This is a genomic window from Novosphingobium sp. AAP1 (genome assembly GCF_001295765.1).
Taxonomy (GTDB): domain Bacteria; phylum Pseudomonadota; class Alphaproteobacteria; order Sphingomonadales; family Sphingomonadaceae; genus Novosphingobium; species Novosphingobium capsulatum.
The window spans coordinates 116,318-133,892 of sequence record NZ_LJHO01000001.1; the positions used below are offsets into that span (position 1 = coordinate 116,318).

16 protein-coding genes are annotated in these 17,575 nt (G+C 63.6%); 8 read left to right on the forward strand and 8 right to left on the reverse strand.

Translation table 11 applies throughout. The annotated features are described in order from the left end of the window. Positions 1-73 precede the first annotated feature (73 nt). Complete coding sequence (locus tag IP65_RS00480; protein WP_231627468.1) at positions 74-1,096, reverse strand: aromatic ring-hydroxylating dioxygenase subunit alpha; 1,023 nt, start codon at positions 1,094-1,096, stop codon at positions 74-76. Positions 1,097-1,544: 448 nt separating this feature from the next. Between IP65_RS00480 and IP65_RS00485 the strand changes: the two genes are divergently transcribed. Both IP65_RS00485 and IP65_RS00490 read left to right on the forward strand, forming a co-directional pair. Next, positions 1,545-3,644: a TonB-dependent receptor gene (locus IP65_RS00485; protein WP_054130387.1), complete on the forward strand. Its 2,100-nt coding sequence runs from the start codon at positions 1,545-1,547 to the stop codon at positions 3,642-3,644. Then, a complete protein-coding gene (locus tag IP65_RS00490; protein ID WP_022677570.1) occupies positions 3,644-4,093 on the forward strand; it encodes a DoxX family membrane protein in 450 nt (149 codons plus the stop codon). The genes IP65_RS00485 and IP65_RS00490 overlap by 1 nt, the downstream gene beginning before the upstream one ends. A 72-nt stretch (positions 4,094-4,165) precedes the next feature. On the opposite strand, the gene IP65_RS00495 is transcribed toward IP65_RS00490, so the two are convergent. After that, complete coding sequence (locus tag IP65_RS00495; RefSeq protein WP_022677569.1) at positions 4,166-5,215, reverse strand: aromatic ring-hydroxylating dioxygenase subunit alpha; 1,050 nt, start codon at positions 5,213-5,215, stop codon at positions 4,166-4,168. Between the two features lie 99 nt (positions 5,216-5,314). On the opposite strand from IP65_RS00495, the gene IP65_RS00500 reads away from it, so the two are divergent. Beyond that, complete coding sequence (locus IP65_RS00500) at positions 5,315-6,259, forward strand: LysR family transcriptional regulator (RefSeq protein ID WP_022677568.1); 945 nt, start codon at positions 5,315-5,317, stop codon at positions 6,257-6,259. Positions 6,260-6,285: 26 nt separating this feature from the next. Here the strand turns inward: IP65_RS00500 and IP65_RS00505 are convergent, their stop codons facing one another. Continuing rightward, the gene (locus IP65_RS00505; protein WP_082349682.1) at positions 6,286-7,305 is read right to left on the reverse strand and encodes an aromatic ring-hydroxylating dioxygenase subunit alpha; all 1,020 of its coding nucleotides are present in this window, start codon (positions 7,303-7,305) and stop codon (positions 6,286-6,288) included. A gap of 91 nt (positions 7,306-7,396) precedes the next feature. Here IP65_RS00505 and IP65_RS00510 point away from each other — a divergent pair, with 91 nt between their 5' ends. Next, positions 7,397-8,416 (forward strand): AraC family transcriptional regulator, encoded by a 1,020-nt coding sequence (locus IP65_RS00510; RefSeq protein ID WP_169049077.1) that lies wholly within the window; start codon positions 7,397-7,399, stop codon positions 8,414-8,416. Positions 8,417-8,441: 25 nt separating this feature from the next. Here the strand turns inward: IP65_RS00510 and IP65_RS00515 are convergent, their stop codons facing one another. Then, positions 8,442-9,371, reverse strand: coding sequence for a LysR family transcriptional regulator (locus IP65_RS00515; RefSeq protein WP_054130389.1), 930 nt, complete (start codon positions 9,369-9,371; stop codon positions 8,442-8,444). A gap of 101 nt (positions 9,372-9,472) precedes the next feature. Between IP65_RS00515 and IP65_RS00520 the strand changes: the two genes are divergently transcribed. The 4 genes from IP65_RS00520 to IP65_RS00535 all read left to right on the forward strand — a co-directional run bounded on the left by IP65_RS00520 (position 9,473) and on the right by IP65_RS00535 (position 13,152). After that, on the forward strand, positions 9,473-10,561 hold the full coding sequence (locus IP65_RS00520) for an aromatic ring-hydroxylating dioxygenase subunit alpha (protein WP_054130390.1): 1,089 nt from the start codon (positions 9,473-9,475) through the stop codon (positions 10,559-10,561). Between the two features lie 157 nt (positions 10,562-10,718). Then, complete coding sequence (locus IP65_RS00525) at positions 10,719-11,117, forward strand: cytochrome c (RefSeq protein WP_197279190.1); 399 nt, start codon at positions 10,719-10,721, stop codon at positions 11,115-11,117. Continuing rightward, positions 11,114-11,605 (forward strand): hypothetical protein, encoded by a 492-nt coding sequence (locus tag IP65_RS00530; RefSeq protein WP_054130391.1) that lies wholly within the window; start codon positions 11,114-11,116, stop codon positions 11,603-11,605. The genes IP65_RS00525 and IP65_RS00530 overlap by 4 nt, the downstream gene beginning before the upstream one ends. Continuing rightward, positions 11,602-13,152, forward strand: coding sequence for an FAD-binding oxidoreductase (locus IP65_RS00535; RefSeq protein ID WP_054130392.1), 1,551 nt, complete (start codon positions 11,602-11,604; stop codon positions 13,150-13,152). The genes IP65_RS00530 and IP65_RS00535 overlap by 4 nt, the downstream gene beginning before the upstream one ends. A 36-nt stretch (positions 13,153-13,188) precedes the next feature. Here the strand turns inward: IP65_RS00535 and IP65_RS00540 are convergent, their stop codons facing one another. The 4 genes from IP65_RS00540 to IP65_RS00555 form a co-directional block, all read right to left on the reverse strand. Continuing rightward, positions 13,189-13,845: a FadR/GntR family transcriptional regulator gene (locus tag IP65_RS00540; RefSeq protein WP_054130393.1), complete on the reverse strand. Its 657-nt coding sequence runs from the start codon at positions 13,843-13,845 to the stop codon at positions 13,189-13,191. Positions 13,846-13,950: 105 nt separating this feature from the next. Then, positions 13,951-15,420, reverse strand: coding sequence for an NAD-dependent succinate-semialdehyde dehydrogenase (locus IP65_RS00545; protein ID WP_054130394.1), 1,470 nt, complete (start codon positions 15,418-15,420; stop codon positions 13,951-13,953). Positions 15,421-15,431: 11 nt separating this feature from the next. Beyond that, on the reverse strand, positions 15,432-16,442 hold the full coding sequence (locus IP65_RS00550; RefSeq protein ID WP_054130395.1) for a dihydrodipicolinate synthase family protein: 1,011 nt from the start codon (positions 16,440-16,442) through the stop codon (positions 15,432-15,434). A 4-nt stretch (positions 16,443-16,446) separates the two neighbouring features. After that, a complete protein-coding gene (locus tag IP65_RS00555) occupies positions 16,447-17,442 on the reverse strand; it encodes an ornithine cyclodeaminase family protein (protein WP_169049070.1) in 996 nt (331 codons plus the stop codon). Between the last annotated feature and the right edge of the window lie 133 nt (positions 17,443-17,575).

The window sequence follows — 17,575 nt, forward strand, 5'->3', positions numbered from 1 at the left end:
AGATGCTGGCCGCGCTGCGCTACAGGAATAGGGGCACGTTCCGGCCCACACGCCGTCAGGGTTGTGCCGCTGCTCATGCTTCGGCCTCCATCATGAGGGCAATCTGGCGGCGCACTTTCACCGCCGGCGCATCGGACTTGGCCAGCAATTCCTGCTGCACCCGCGCGGCGGCATCGACATGCGGCTCGATCGCTTCCACCGCATCGATATCCTGTTGCCGGATCTTTTTGTCAGACTCCAACTGGAACGCGTCCAGCGCCGGATCATCGAGCCGGAAATTGCGGTTGGCGAAGCCGAAATAGTGCGTGCTGTTCGCTGTTTCCGGGGTGATTCCGTGCAAGATGTGCAAATGCCCAAGCGCCGCCGGCACCTCTTCGTGCCCCGGAATTCGGGTGAATAGCGGCATGTTGGTGCGGATGAACTCGGGCCCATAGAAATCGGTGATCGATTCCCAGTCGGCCAGGCCCTCATAGCGATTTTCCGCGCCCCAGAGCAGATCGTGGAAGCCGCCCCACGGCAGCTTGCCGGTTCGGATCAGGCGATAGCTTTCCTCCCGCTGCTCCTCGCGCATGGGCATGGACTTCATCGCCTCGCCACCGGCGACGTGGTAATGCAGGTAGGGAAGATGTGTCAGATCCATCAGGTTATCGATGATCAGCTGCGCGCGCGCCTTCACGATGAAATGGTTCTGCGAGCTGTAGCGCCACCTCGGCTCACCAAGGCCGAAATCTGCGTAAGGCGGGATCAGCGACAGATCGCACGCGGCGGCGTCGCCCATCCAGATCCAGCACAGCGGGCCGCGCTCCTCGATGCGGTAGGTCGGTTGGCAAAAGCCGGCGCCGGTGCCCTGCGAGGGGATGGCGCTGCAATTGCCGTCCGCCTCGAACACGAAGCCATGATAACCGCACACCAGTGCATCGCCTTCGACCTTGCCTTTCGCCAGCGGGAAATAGCGATGCGGGCATAGGCCATACATAGCCACTACCTTGCCCTGCGTGGTGCGATAAAGAGCGAGCGGTATATCCAGGATCGTGCGCGCGAGCGGCTGGCTGCTCACCTCGTCCGAGAACGCGGCGATATACCAGCGATTCTTCACAAAAGGCCGATCACTTCCAAACGGATACATCCTCGATCGCTCCCATCAGCATTCTTTGCGCGGGACGTTACAGGCAGGCGTTTGGGAAATATAATCGATAATATATTGGCGTTCTATCAGCCAAAATGATGGATATGCCACCGGCGTGTTCGCCTTGGGCTGGCGCCGCTCGTCGGTGGCAGCGCAGCGCCAGCGACCGTCAAGAATGCGCGCGGATGCTGCGAACCGGCACCACCGACACACATCGTTGCACGACCCCAAGGTATAATTTTTAACGATAGCTAATGCGGCATCTATTGATTTGACGAGAATGCACCACCTCCGTCATCAACCGCCCCGTACCCCCCTAGGTGCCCCGTGTGACGTGCACCGACCGAAAGAAGGGGATCTGAGAGGAGGCATTATGAAGCGACTGCTTTTGACCACCACGGCCTTGCATGCGGCGTGCATGTTGGCGACCCCCGCCCTGGCGGATGACGCGCAAGCGGCGCCACAGGCCACCACCAGCGCCGCCCCGATTGCCCAGGCAACGCCGGAAATCATCGTGACGGCGCAAAAGCAGAGCCAACCGCTTCATGGCACGCCCGCGGCCGTGACCGCGCTTTCCCAAGATGCCCTCACCACCGCCGGGATCACCGATATCCGCGGCGTCGCCAGCCTGGTTCCTTCGGCACAGTTCCAGGCCGAACGCGGCGCAACCAAGGTGTATCTGCGCGGCGTTGGCACCTTCCTTGACGTCGACAGCACCGATCCGGCCGTGGCGATGAACATCGATGAAGTCTACGCACCGCGCGAAATCACCGGTGGCGCACTGTTCGATCTCAACGACGTTGAAGTGATCTCCGGCCCACAGGGCACGCTCTATGGTCGCAACGCCGCGGGCGGCGCGGTCAACATCTCGACAAAAGACCCAACCCATAACTTCGGCATCAACATGATGGCCGAAGGCGGCAATTACAATTTCATCCACACCACCGGCGCCGTCAATGTCCCGGTCGGCGACGATGTCGCAGTGCGTGCCGCCTTTGATTACCAGGATCACGACGGCTACCTGAGCAATGGCTTGAACGATCAGAAGAGCATTGCCGGCCGGCTCAAGGTCAAGATGACGCCAACGGAGCGTTTGACCGTCACCCTTTCGGGTGAATACTATCACAGCGGCGGGCTGGGCTTGACGCCCAAGCCGGTCACCCCCAGCGCGCAGTTTCCGTCTGATGCCAGCCCCTGGCAATTCAATGTCGACCCCACGGCGGCCAATTTCTTCAACAAGTCATGGTATGATCTTGTCCATGCCAAGTTCGAATATGACCTGGGCGGTGGAACCAGCCTGATCTACATCCCGGCCTACCTGCATTACAGCAGCCGCTCGAACTTCTACAACGGGCCGGGCACGCTGGAACTCGATCCCTCGGCCACGCAATATACCCATGAATTGCGGCTGTCGCACCAGGGTGAGCACCTGAACTGGGTTGCCGGTGGCTATGCCTATCTCAACGATGGTTTAACCACCAGCATCCTCACGCTGGCGCCCATCCCCGCCCGGTATCCGCAGGTCACCCAGAATTTCAACGTGCATTCGGTCAGCTATGCCGGGTTCGGACAGGCGACGTACACGCTGCACGACGGCCTGAAGTTGACCGGCGGCATCCGCTATTCACACGACAAGCGCAGCGGCGGCGGGGTCAACGGGTTCGGGCCTGCGCCAGGCGTGAGTTTCCCCACCACGTTTACCACCGCGTTGAGCTCCAGCAACGTCGATTACCGGGTCGGCGTGCAGTATGACATTTCGCGCGACAACATGGTCTATGCCAACTTTGCCACCGGCTATAACGAGGGCGGGTTCGTCCCCACGGTGGACGCGAACGGCAAGGCGCTGACGTTCCGGCCGCAAACGCTCAAGGCGGTCACGGTCGGCACGAAAAACCGCTTCTGGGGCGGCCGCCTCGAGATCAATGACGAACTCTATTACTACGCCTTTTCCGATTACCAGGTCAGCGCGTTCAACCAGGCGATCGGCGGCCTGATCATCGTCAATGCCAAGTCGGCACAGATGGTGGGCAACGACCTGACCGTGCGCTTCAAGGCGACCGTGCACGACACGCTCGGCCTGGGCCTCGGCCTCGAATCCGCGCGCGGACTGGACTTCGATGTTCCGGCCTCGGCGGTTGGCGCCGGCAATGCCTGCGCCTGCAGTGGCCTGGCTTTGCCCCAGGCGCCCACCACCACGCTCAACGCCGATTACACCCACATCTGGGACTTCAGCAATGGCGCGACCCTGGCGCTGGCGGGTGATCTGTATTTCTCAAGCAGCTATTGGGAAGTCTATACGCACAACCCGCAGACGCTTTCGCCTGCCTATACGCGGTCGAACGCCACGCTGACCTATACCACCGCCGACAAGCGCTGGACCGTCGCTGCATGGGTCAAAAACATCGAGAATACTGCCCGCTACAACGCGATTTCGCAGCCTTCCAGCGATGCCACGCCAACCACCGGCATTATCGAGCCGCCTCGCACCTTTGGTCTGCGCTTCGGAGTACACATCTGATGCAACACGCTGACACCGCACGTCCGGCGACCGGACACCCCCTGATGCCGCGGGTGCTCGACCCGCAGGGAACATGGTTTGAAAATGGCATTTCCCTGGCCGGCCGGGCGATCATCGCATGGTTTTTCATCGGTGCGGCGCGCTATCACCTTTCCAGCGCCCACTATGCCGATACCTTGAGCGACATGACTGCCAGGGGCGTGCCCGCCCCTGCCCTTGGCCTGGCCATCGGCATGGCCGTGTCCGTCATCGCCTCTCTTGCCCTGGTGTTCCGAATGGGCGGCCGCTGGCCCGCCCTGGTCCTGGCGGTCTACAGCATTGCCGTATCGTGGTTGATGCACAACCCGATCTATGGGCACGGACCGGACATGTTCTTTTTCTACAAGGATCTGGCGATTACCGGGGCGCTGCTGCTCGCCGGGTCATGGCCCGGCAATTCGAGGCTCTGACAGGCTTTCCACAGGATGCCTGCACCGGGGGGGACGCTCCCGCCTGGTGCAGGCTGTTCTGCTTCGGCGCTATCACCCCATGCCGCTGTTTTCCCGCCGCAAGTTCGCGATAAGCTGGCGCGTATGGCGCCCACCCACGTCGCTGGCGATGTCAATCAGCGGTTCGTCGGGACACTCGAGCATCCGGCGCTGCTGCAGTTCCAGGACCTCCTGGTCTTCGCGAAACGTGCGCGCGGTCTGTTCAAACACTTCGTCCGGCACGCCATTGTCGAGAATGTTGGTCGCCATCGACCAGAAGTAATGCGTGGTCGTTTCCGTTTCAGGCGTGATCGCGTGGCAGCCGCGCATGGAAAACCGCGTCGTGCCCAACGCGCCATAATCCGGCCCGTCATATGCCCCCGTGCCCGCGTCGCACGCGCCGGTGTGGATGCGAATGAACACGGGTTCAAAGATGACTTCCTGCCAACGGTCGACCTTGCCCTGGAAATTGGCAGCGTCGACATAGGTCGGCGGCGGCTCTGAATCGGGCATGAGCCGGGTGACCCGCACTGTCTGGCCACGCTTCTCGGACTTGGTCTTCGTGCGGAAGTGGAGATCCGGATCGCCGCCGATCGTGCGGGCGTGAATGTATGGCAAGTGTGACAGGTCCATCAGGTTGTCGACCAGCAACTGCCAGTTGCCATTGACCTGCAAGTGCGCGCCACGCCAGGCGTAGCTGGCGTCCTCGTGAATAGGGTAATCGGGGATCAGGCTGGGGTCTGCCTGTTCGGCATCGCCCATCCAAATCCACATCAAAGCCTGTCGTTCGACCAGCGGATAGTGCCGCACGCGCGCCGTCTCGGGAATGCGATCCTGCGTCGGAATCCGCACGCAGCGCCCGTCCGCCGCAAATTCCAGGCCATGGTAGGCACAGCGCAGATGCGAGCCGGTGACGACACCGGCCGACAGGGCCATGGCGCGGTGGACACAGCGATCTTCAAGCGCGCTGGCCGTGCCTTCCTCCGATCGCCACAGCACGACCGGCCGGTTCAGGATGGTGCGCGCGATCCGGGCGCCGGGCGCCAGATCGGCACTCCATCCCGCAGCATACCAAACGTTCTTCAGGAATGTGGATTGGCTCACAGCACGCTCTCCCGGATCATGCGCGCGGTTCTAGCAAGGGCAGAGGAAATCCACATCACTGTATGGCGTTATTTCCGATATCCAGATATCTTATAACCCATGAGCGTGCGCGATTTTGACCTCAATCTGCTCGTGGTTCTCGATGCGCTGATCGAAGAGCGCAGCGTCAGCGCCGCGGCAAGGCGGCTGGGCGTCAGCCAGCCCAACGTGAGCTTTTCGCTCAACAAATTGCGGGTGCAGTTCAAGGATCAACTGCTACTCCGCTGCGGCAATACGATGCAGTTGACGCCGCTGGCCGAACGGCTGCAAGAGCCGCTCCGGCGCGTGCTTGACGGTGTGCAAACCGACGTCCTGGCGGAACGGAAATTCGAGCCGGCCAGTTGCCAGCGCCGCTTCGTCATCAGCACGTCGGATATCGGTGAATTGATCTTTCTGCCGCGGCTGATGGCGGCGCTGTCGCGGCTTGCGCCGCAGGCAACGCTCCAGTCCCGTTCCATGACGCCGATCGAACTCGAGACCGCGATGGCCGAGGGCAAGGTCGATCTCGCGCTCGGCTATTTTCCCGATCTGAACGGCAGCAACTTCATGACGCAGAAGCTGTTCGATCACGACTTTGCCTGCATCGCGGCGGCTGACCACCCGCATGCCAGACCCGGCTGGACGCTCGATACGTTCCTGAGACTGGGCCATATCGTGGTGGCGCAGTCGGGGCGAAGCCAGGAACTGGTGGAGCAGGAGATGCGCCGCAAGGGGCTGGAGCGGCGCGTGCAGCTCCAGTCGCCACACTTCATGAGCGTGCCCCTGCTGGTTGCCGAATCCGAACTGATCAGCACCGTTCCAGCGGCAGTGGCAGGGATATTCGCCACCATGGCCCGGCTGCGGGTGGTCGCGCCGCCGCTCGCGCTGCCGCGTATCAACATTCAGCAATTCTGGCACCGCCGCGTCCACGACGAGCCGTCGAACCGGTGGCTGAGAGGGCTGATCTGCGAATTGTTCCTCAATCGCGACCCTTCGCCGGCAACACCTGCGCGCAACAAGCGGTAAGACCGCTGCTGCGCGCAGGCGCGGGGCTATGCCAGTTCTGCCTTCAACAGGGCGCTCACCCGCCGGCGCGCCAGCACGGCTGACTTGTCGATCGGCAGCAGCAGGGGCTTCATGTCGAACAGTTCGCGTCCCTTCATGCGCCCCTGGATATCCGCGATCATCGGTTCGTCCTCGTTCTTGAACGCGCCCTCGACGCCCAGCCGGAATCCTTCGGAAACGGCCGGCACGCCCTGCAGCTGGTTGCGGCCACCCGCCCAGAAATAGTGCGTCGTGGATTCCGTCTCTGGCGTCAGCAGGTGGCAGAACGGAACCTGCACATGGGCATTGGCCATGTCGGCGTGCCGGGCAACGTCAAAGCAATTGCGTTGCACGAGATTGGCAGGTGCCTGCCAGCGCATGACGGACAGCAGGCTAATCACCTCGGGCGCGTCGTTCCACAGGCCTGCAACCAGCGGCGTGCGCTTGCACTGGGGGCGGTTGTACTGCGAAACCACCTGCTCCCCCTCTTCATGACAGGTCACTTCCGTGGGGAACGTGTCCGAAGGGTCTGCAAGGAATGGATGCAGGAACTCGACATGGGTCAGGTCCAGCAGGTTGTCGATGACGAGTTGGTAATTGCCTTCGACATGAAGGTAGCCCTCCACCCAGTCAAACTGCGCGTCCTCGCGCGCCGACAGCACGGGGATTTTCGCAGCGTCGGCATTGTCCGCCTGCCCCATCCAGATCCACACCATGCCATGGCGTTCGACCAGGCTGTATGACCGTACGCGGATTGCGCCCGTCGCCGGTCCATGTGGATTGTGCACGCAGCGCCCGTCGGGGCCAAACCGCAATCCATGGTAAGGGCAGGCAATGGCATCACCATGCAGCTTGCCCTTGGCCAGGGCGGCAAACCGGTGGGGGCAGATATTGGACAAGGCGACCGCCGTGCCCTGGCTATCGCGATAGAGCACCACCTCCTCGCCCAGAAACGTGCGGGCAACCGGCTCTGCCCCAAGCGACGACGACCAGCTTGCCGGATACCAACTCTCGCGGATGAACGGCATTATCCCACTCCCTTGTTGTACGGGCACGGCGTGATCGCGCGCCAGACGATTTTCGTTGCGTGGAACCTAAATCCTTCGGATGCTGGCCGTGATGGTTACGCGTACGGAAAAACGGCTGCTCCGTCCGGATTTTGCAGCACCCTCGATCACCAGCAGCCTGCTAGCAGATTTCCGGCTGGTGGGCGCCTCGCTTACCCGGTTCACGCTGCGTGCGCGAAAGGGGTTTGCCATGAGCGGCATGCCCTACATGTTCATCGTGGCAGAAGGGCATTGCCGTGTCGGTCTTCCCGATGGGCGAACCATCAAGCTGGAGCCAGGCGATGCCGTGATGGCACTGGGTGGCGCCCCCACCCAGTTGGCTGTTGGCGGCAGAGTGTCCAGCTACGCGGACATGGGCGAAGTCTGGGACGCCAATGCCGGACCGCCGACCTCGCTTGAGGGCTATGAACGCCCGGTCGATATTGCCTGGGGCGATGGCCCCGTCGGCTGCGTCCTCATCGGCAGCGCGATGACCCTGTCGCACCGCGCGGGAACGCCGCCCGTGCAGAAAACGCTCCCCGCAGTGCTGCTCGCGCGCGACAGCGAGACGCGGCTGCGTTTTTGGACCGCGGCGCTTGTGCAGATGCTCGACGCGGAAAGTGCCAAGCCGTCAGACGGATTTGCCGCGATCAGCACGATGACCTCGCAGTTCCTCATGGCGCAGATCCTGCGCACCCACCTTGCCGCCAATGCCCCGGCGTTGAGCGACATCCTCGACAAGGGCCGCTCCCGCGCGCTCGCCAGCCTGATGCGCCGGCTGCAACGCCACCCCGAAAACGCCTGGACCCTGGCCGACATGGCCAAGGCGGCCGGCATGTCTCGTACCGCCTTTGCCGAAGTGTTTGCACGCGCGACGGGCACGACACCTTTTCGCTATCTCACCGGTTGTCGCATGAATGCTGCGGCTGATTTGTTGCGCAACACCGATCTGCCCATAACCGACGTGGCCGATCGCTGTGGCTATCGTTCGGAACGGGCATTTCGGGACGCGTTCGTCCAGGCACACAGCATGCGCCCGCTCGCCTTTCGCAAGGCACAGCGGGCCAAGGATGATGCGATCGCCAGGCCGTGATGTGGGGCGAGCCCGACCGGGTGGGCTATCCTGCCGGCGTGCCATCCTCCGTCCAGACTGCCGCCCCGTCCCGGATCAAGCCCGTCAACCATTGCAGGCCCATGTCGCCCCTCCGCGCCGGATGGTGCTGCATCACCACTTGCTGCAGGGGCATGGCAAAGGGTGGCTCCGCCACGGCAAGCGGGGCGATCCGCGCAAAGAAGGCGGCCAGGCGCCCATGCATGAGCGCAAGCCGCGGCGTGCCAACCAGGAACCACGGCAGCGACGCGAACGAACTTGTCGTCACCGCGATGCGACGCTCGATTCCCAGTTTCTCGACCACCTGATCGGCAAACGAAGCCTCGCGGTTGGGCCCGAACGTGGCGACGACATGCCCGGCAGCGGCATAGTCGGCCATGGCAATCGCTCCAGAGAACAGCGGGTTATTCGCGCAGCCGACAATCACGTGCCGCTCTTCGAACAGCAGTTCTGACGGAAACCGCGCCAGCACAAAGGCATCGGGCCCGATCAGCAAGTCCACCTGCCCGTTGTCGAGCGCCAGCCCGGATTGTTGCGAGGGAGGAATGATATCAAGGCAGACATGCAGCGCCACCTCGCCCAATCGCGCCGCCACGCGGGTGAGCAGTACCACGGCCATGTAGTCGGACGCGATGATGCGAAAGGTGCGCTGGCTGCTGGCAGGTTCGAACCGCTGGCCAGCCTGCAGCATCGTCTCGGCATCGCGCAGCAATTGCCGCACCAGGGGCAGCAGTGTCTCGGCGGTTGTGGTGGGCAGGAAGCGCTTGCCATTCAACACCAGCAACGGATCGCCGAAATGATCGCGCAGACGGCCAAGCGCTGCACTGACAGCGGGTTGCGACAAGTTCATCCGCCTTGCCGTCTCGGTGATGCTGCGTGTGGTCAGCAGCACTTCGAGGGCCACCAGCAGGTTGAGATCCAGGCCTTTGAAGCGCATGCCATCCTCTGATTTGGTGAGGATTTATCCTCAAACCTTTCGATTTGCTTGAGACATGACGCACACCCAAGATGTCTGCAACAGCAAAACGGGAGAAGATCATGGACGATGCGAGCGCCACCGCACCCGAACCCGTGCGTGACGGCATCAGCACCACCGGACCAGAGCGCAATTGGCCGAACAACAACTGGTGGGTCGCTGCGCACGGCAGCGAGGTGACGGACAAGCCGATCCTGCGCTGGATCCTCGAAATGCCGGTTGCGCTCTATCGCAGCGAGGCGGGCGTGGTCTCGGCGCTGCACAACCGCTGCCCCCATCGCTGGGCACCGCTGCATCTTGGCCATGTCGAAGGCGCGGATCTTGTCTGCCCCTACCATGGCTTTCAGTTCGCGCCATCCGGGCAGTGCGTCCGCGTGCCCAGCCAGGCCACCACCCCACCGGCCATTCGCGTGCGCGCGTTCCCTGCGGTGGAGCGCTATGGCTTTGTGTGGATCTGGACCGGAGAGGTGGAAAAGGCCGATCCCAACCTTATCCCGGCAGACCTTGCCTACCTTTCCGATCCTGCCTGGCACACCGTCTGGGGCTACAAGTCGGTTAACGGCAACTATATGCAGCTCAAGGAAAACGTCCTCGATCTCACCCATTTCGCGTTCCTGCACAAAAACTCGCTGCAGGTCAGCGGGTGGGATCGCGCGCCAGAGGTGGAGATGGGCGACGGCCGCGTCGGCTATGTTCAGGTGCACGACATGGAGCCGCTCGCTCCGGTCTATGCCGTTCCGGCAGGCAAGCCGATCGGCAAACTGGCCAATCGCACCACGCTTGGCACCCAGCTTTCACCCGGTGCGCACCATGCCGAGGTCGCGATCCACGATCCCGCACCCGAAGACGGCGGGCTGGCGCATTTCTCGCTCCGCATGGTTCACCTTACCACCCCGGTGTCGATCGCCCGTTCGCACTATTACTGGGCGATGGCCCGCGATCATGGCGAGCCGTTCGACGTGGAAGCGACGCGGGGCATGGCCGATATCGTCTTTGGCGAAGACATCGCCATGGTCGAGGCGACCCAGCAGATGGCGCGCTGTGCCATCGATCATGATCAGGCGGTGGAGTTCAGCGTATCGGCCGATCAGGCCGCCATCCAGGGGCGCCGGCTGGTGCAGGCCATGGTCAACGCCGAACGCGCAGGCTGAAGCGCGCCGACCATCGACGCGGTCGATAGCGCGACCTCACGCATAGTCATTCGACCTCGCATGTGGCGCAGCGTTATGACGCCGCAACAACGAGATCGCGCCGCGCCTGCATCACCGGAGCGCTGGCCGAAATACCATCCGATGGGGGAGGCCAAGCATGAAAGAGACCCGCACCCGCCTTCGCCCTGCGCGGCGGCGGCTGCCCATGGCGCGCACGCTGGCGCTGATCGGGACACCGGCCTGGGCTGCCGCTGGCCTGGTCTTGTTCGGTGCGCCCGGCAACAGCCAGGTTCCCGCACCCGCTGATCGCGGCGTTCCGGTGGTCTCCGCCCTGGTCCGCACAGGCGATCCGGTGGGCGTGCAGGTCTATGCGCGCACCTGCGCCTATTGCCACGACCATGGGGTTGGCCCGGCCATCACGCACCGTGGGTTGGATCCCGCCGTGGTGCGCCTGATGGTGCGGCATGGCGGGCTTGCCATGCCGGCATTCCGCCCCACCGAAATCAGCGATGCAGAGCTTGCCGCCGTCTCAGCCATGCTGGAGCAAAGCAAGTGACCCTTCCGCTTGGCCGCCGCGCCTTTCTCGCTACCACCGGCGCGGCCATGGCAGCAGCCAGCACTAGCGCACTGGCCAAGGCCGCCCCGCCCACGCCAGGCTTGTTGCTCCTTACCGACGCACCTGCGGCGCAGGCCTGGCTGCAATCGCTTGCCAGCGCCTTTGCCCAGCAAGCCGGCAGCCCGGCCGAAATCGTGGTGGCAACGCAGCCCGAGACCATGATGACGCTGATCGCCGATCGACTGGCGCGGCCACGCGGTGCGTTTCTCAGCCTGCTCGCCGGTTCCTCGCACCTGCTGGTGCAAGTGGCCCTGCGCGATGCCGGGGCGCACCAGTGCCTGGAACTGGAACGGGCGGCCGATATCTTCCAGGCGCCCCAGGCTGCACTTTCCCTGCACAGGGCGTTGGGTTTCGCGCCGCAACTGCCCACACCTGCAACGCTCGCCGGCCGCTCGTTGTTGGCAGGCGCAATGGAGATTTCGCGATGACCGTCGATTCCCCCAGGCCGGTCCTTCCTCCCGGGCACGATCGCCGCAGCTTCATGGCCGGCATCGCCGAGTTCCGAAAGGCGATCGGCGAGGACAATGTGTTCGTCGAAGAAGAACGCCTGGCGCCCTACACCAAGATCATGATCCCTGGCGAGGATGCAGACCATGCGCCCTCGGCAGCGATCGCCCCGGCATCGGTTCCCGAAATCCAGGCCATTCTGGCGATCTGCAACCGGCACCGGATTCCGGTCTGGCCGGTCTCCACCGGCAAGAACTTCGGCTATGGCACAGCCGCGCCGGCCATGCGCGGCACGGTTGTGCTCGATCTCAGGCGGTTGAACCACATCATCGAGGTCGATGGCGAACTGGGCACCGCCTTGGTCGAACCGGGCGTGACCTATCGCGCGCTGCTCGATCATCTCAAGGCGCAAGACCTGCCCTATTGGATCGACGTGCCCGCCCCCGGCCCGATCGTTGGCCCTGTGGGCCAGATCCTGGAACGCGGCATCGGCTATACCCCCTATGGCGATCATTTCGCCCACGCCTGTGGCATGGAAGTCGTCCTTGCCAATGGTGATATCCTGCGGACCGGCATGGGCTCGATCGCGGGCGCCAAAAGCTGGCAGACCAACCGCTATGGCTATGGTCCCTATCTCGACGGGATTTTCAGCCAATCGAACTTTGGCGTGGTTACCAAGATGGGCCTGGGCCTGATGCCGCGGCCCGAGGTTTACAAGCCGTTCCTGGTCTCGTTCCCCAACCACGGCGATCTGCCCCGCGCGGTAGAGATTGCCCGTGACCTGAGCTTGCGCGGGGTGATCCGCAACACACCAGTCGTGGGTCACGTGCTCTACATGATCGCGATGAAAGCCCGGCGCGCCGACGTCTTTCCCGGCGAAGGCTCTGTCACCGACGAATGGATCACGCAATTCACGCGGGATCATCATCTCGGCATCTGGGTGATGCAGGCCGCGCTTTATGGCTCGGCGGCGCAGGTCGCTGCAGACTGGGCGCTGATAGAGCAGGCCTATGCCAAGAGCGGCGCGATGCTGCTGACAGACCGCGAATTGGGCGACGAGCCCACCTGGCAGCATGCCAAGCGGCTGATGGCCGGCGAACTCGATCTCGACGAATTCGGGCTCTACAACTGGCGTGGCGGCGGCGGATCGGCCTGGTTCGCGCCGGTTGCCCGCGCCACCGGTGCCGACGCAACCGCGATCATCACGCTGGGCAAACAGATCCTTGCCGAGTTCGGCTTCGATTATCTCGGCGGCTTCATGGTGCAGCAGCGCAACATGATCGCGGTGATGGACCTGCTGTTCGACAGGTCTTCGCCCGATGAACGGAAGCGCGCCCACGATTGCTTTGCCCGCCTGATGAGCGAGTTCGGCAAGCGCGGCTACGGCATCTATCGCACCAACATTGCCTTCATGGACGCGGCCGCAGCCCTGCAGGGTCCGGTGCGGATGAACGTCAACCGCACGCTGAAGCGCGCGCTCGATCCCAACGGCATCATCGCCCCGGGGAAGTCAGGCATCCATCTCTGAATACATCGATCGTTGCGCTGGGGGGCGTATCGCCCCTCAGCGCAAACCGAACAGCTTGCCACGCATCTGGAACAGGTGCTCGCGCATCAAGGTCTCGGCGCCAGCGGGGTCGTGCCGGCGGATGGCGTCGACCACTTGGGCGTGCTCGCTGTCGGTATCCGCCTTGGGTCCTGGCTCGGCGCCAAACACCTGGTCGATGCGGCTATCGAGCGTAAACTTCATTTGCGTGCGCAGCGTGTCATACAGCGTGAGCAGCAGATTGTTGCGGGTCGCCTGCGCGATGGCGCGGTGCAACCGCTCGTCCAGTCGCTTCCAGTGGAGCATGGATGGGGCGAGCTTCATCTCCGCAAGGCAGGCGTCCATCTCCGCCACGTCCTCCGACGTGCTGTGAATGGCGGCCAGCGCGGCGAGTTGCGGCTCGAGCGCGGTTCGTGCCTGAAGGATATCGTCGACGCTGAACGAGACGGCAACGGGATTGCTGTCGATCAGCTTGCGCGGGCCAACAAAGGTGCCCTTGCCAACATGGCGCCAGATCTCGCCTTCACTTTCCAACCGCTTGAGCAAGGTACGCAACCGCCCGCGCGAGATGCCGAGTTCGTCGCTAAGCTTCGGCTCGGGCGGCAAGCGATCTTCGCCGCGCTCCACCGTCTGGTCGAGAAGGGCCCTGAGACGGACCAGATCGTCCTTGATCACCCTGCACTCCCCATCGCTGTCGCTGCATTCGCCACGCCTCTCCCATGCGGTATGCGCCCGTGCCGATCAATAGCACGGGCGCGGGAAAGGCGCAGGCGGCAGCTGTCAAATCCCGCCCAGGGCCACGTACTTGGTTTCGAGGTATTCCTCGATACCGACCTGGGAGCCCTCGCGGCCGAGCCCCGATGCCTTGACCCCGCCGAACGGGGCCACCTCGGTAGAGATCAGGCCTTCGTTGACACCGACCATCCCGAATTCCAGCCCTTCGACCACGCGGAAGATCCGCCCGGCATCGCGCGCACAGACATAGGCGGCAAGACCGAACGGGGTATCGTTGGCGAGGGCAATCGCCTGTTCCTCGGTTTCAAAGCGGAACACTGGCGCCACCGGGCCAAAGGTTTCCTCGCCAAAGATCTGCGCATCGTACGGCACATTGACCAGGACCGTCGGCTCGAAGAAATTGCCGCCCAGCGCGTGGCGCCGGCCACCCGCCGCCACGCTGGCGCCCTTGGCCACCGCGTCGGCGATATGCTCCTCCACCTTGGCGAGCGCGGCCGCGTCGATCAGTGGGCCGATCGCCGCATCGGGCTGGGTGCCTTCCGCCACCTTGAGCTTGGCGGTCTCCTCCGCCAGACGCCGGGCGAACGCATCGTGGACGCCGGCCTGGACCAGAAAGCGGTTCGCACCGATGCACGATTGGCCACTGTTGCGATACTTGGCGACCAGCGCCGCCTTGACCGCCACGTCCAGGTCGGCATCGTCGAACACGATGAACGGCGCATTCCCGCCCAGTTCCATGCTGGTGCGCTTGATGGTCGGCGCGCATTGTTCCAGCAGCAACGCGCCGATCTCGGTCGATCCGGTGAACGACAGCTTGCGCACGGTGGGGTTGGCAGTGATCTCGCCCCCGATTGCCCCGGCAGACCCGGTCACCACGTTGCACACACCCTTGGGCAGTCCCGCGCGCTCGGCCAGCACGGCCAGCGCCAGCGTGGTCAACGGGGTCTGGCTGGCGGGCTTGATCACCCCGGTGCAGCCTGCGGCCCAGCCTGGCCCGGCCTTGCGCGTCAACATCGCCGCGGGGAAATTCCACGGCGTGATGGCGGCAAACACGCCCACCGGTGCCTTTTGCACCAGAATGCGCCGGCCCTGCATGTTCTGCGGGATGATCGCGCCGTTGATGCGCTTCGCCTCTTCGGAAAACCACTCGATAAAGCTGGCCGCATAGAGCACCTCGCCGCGCCCCTCGCTCAGCGGTTTGCCTTGCTCGGACGTAATCAGCAGAGCAAGATCATCGATATTCTCGATCATCAGGTCGAAAAGGTTGCGCAGGATGGCGGCGCGTTCCTTGGCCAGCAGACCCCGCCAGGCCGGCAGGGCCGATGCAGCGGCCGCGATGGCACGGCGCGTTTCCTGCGCGCCAGCCTTGGGCACGCGGGCGATGAGCGCGTCGGTCGCCGGATTGCGCACATCGAACGTTGCGCCATCGTCTGCCTGCACCCATTCGCCATCGATCAGCATCGCCTGCCGAAGCAGCGACGGGTCGTTCAGCGCAAGCGGGGTCGGTTGTTCCATGGTTACGCCTTTCAGCAGGGGTTGCGGCCGATGAAGAACAGCTCGTCGGCATCGGTAGTCGGATTGAGGCCAGCGGCTTCCTGCCCACGGCGCAGCGCAGTCATGTCGCGCTGGTAAACCCGCGCCGTGGGATGGCGCAGCGGGCCACCGTTATAGCCCTGCAACCAGGCTTCATACTTCCACATCATGCGGTTGATCAGGCCATTGCCAGCCTGGGGAACCCCGGCGAAGGCACGGCGCGCAGGATCGACACGGTGAAATTCAGCCGTCGCCTCGGCAAAGCGCTTTTCGCGGATAAGCTGGAACACCTTGGGCAGCCAAGGCCCGAAATAGGCCGAGAAATTGGTGCCGCAGAACGGCACGTCGATCAGTTGGGCCAGCGGCACGAACTCATGCTCAAGCGGATAGGAGATCACCACTTCGTCGCCGAACGCGCGCTGCGCCTCGATCGCGCCCATGATGAACGGCGCCCCACCCTCGGCCTTGATCGATACCACGTTGGGGCAATCGTCCACCAGGCGGCGCAGCAGTTCGATCGGCATGTCGGTCGGGCTCAGGCGCGAAAAACCCCAGGTCGGGATCGGGAAGAGCATGACCGCCAGATCGGTCGCATCGCAGAACGCCTTGGTATAGGCATAGATATCGTCGAGCGATTTGGGGAAGAAATAGGGCGGATAGCCCAGCAGGATCAGCTCTGCCCCCGCGGCCTGGGCCAGCTTTGCCGCCGCAATGTTGTCCTCCAGCGTGTTGAACACGGCGTGGTGGACCACGAAGATCCGCCCGGCGGACTGCTCTACCATCACTTCGACAAAGCGCTGGTATTCGGCCATGGTCACGGCCACTTCCGAACAGGCCAGCGTGCCGACAAAGCCATGCGCAATGGTCGTCTCGATATCGTGGCGGGCGGCCTTTTCATTCAGGCCGGCAAAGTCGTTGGTCATCGTCGGGATGGTGACGTTGGCAACGCCAAGCATCTTTTCGCGCGCCCAGGCGCGGGCTTCGCTCTTGGTGTAGCTGGGCATGATCTCACTTCCCCTTGTTAACGGGTTGAATAGGAGCCGGAATTTCGGTGCCAAGGCCCAGTGCCCGCGCGCGTTCGACGCACATGGCGGCAACGGTCAGGTCCTGGATCGCCGCGCCGACCGACTTGTAGAGCATGATCTGATCGGGTGACGTGCGCCCGGGGCGGGCGCCCGACACGACGGCCGACAGGCTGGCGAGCTTGTCGGCAAAGGCAACGCCGGCGGCGCTCGCCGCGATCATGTCGCCCGTGTCGTGCGCCACTTCCTCGACCATGTCGGCCACGATCAGATCGGCCCGTTCGATGGCTTCGGGATCGAGTTCGCGCTGTTCCGGCAGGGTCGATCCGATCGACACCACGGTCATCCCCGGACGCAGCCAAGCGCCGCGCAAGGTCGGGCTTTCATCGCGCGAACGCGCAGCGCAGATCACCAGGTCGGCCGATTGCACCGCCTCCTGCGCGCTGTGGGCCGCTGTTACGGCAACGCCCTTGTCTGCCAGGGCCGCGCAAAAGGCAGCGCGGCTGCTTTCGCGCGGACTGAAAACCTCCACCGCCCCGATCGGGCCGGAGTGCGCCAGTGCTTCAAGATGGGTGCGTGCTTCGAAGCCAGATCCGATCACGGCAACCCGGGGCTGCGGCTTATCGAGTAGCTCGCGCGCGGCCAGCGCCGATGTCGCCGCCGTTCGCAGGCCCGTGATCGAGGCAGCGTCCATCAGCGCCTCAAGCGCCATCGTCGCGCCGTCGAACAGCGGGATCAGGTAAGAGGCACAGGCATTGCGCGGTGACGCGGCGATCATCTTGGCCCCCAGGTACTTCTGCCCCGGCATCACCCCAGACAGCGTGCGCAGCCACAGGCCCTGTCCACGGGCCATCGAGCGTGGGGGAAACTGCGCATCGGTTACATCCACACCATAAGCGTCACGCAGCGCCGCAATGGCCGCAGCCCAGTCAAAGGCGGCCCCCACGTCCGCATCGGTCAGGATCAAGGTTTTGAGGCTCACACACGACTCCTGCGAAGATGCACCGGGCTGAATTGCCATTTTGGGTGCGCTAATTATGTCAATGAAACGTGTCAATTTATAAATTGATTCGAAAGAAATCAGCCGAGGTCATGCGCCGCCGCACACCTTCCGC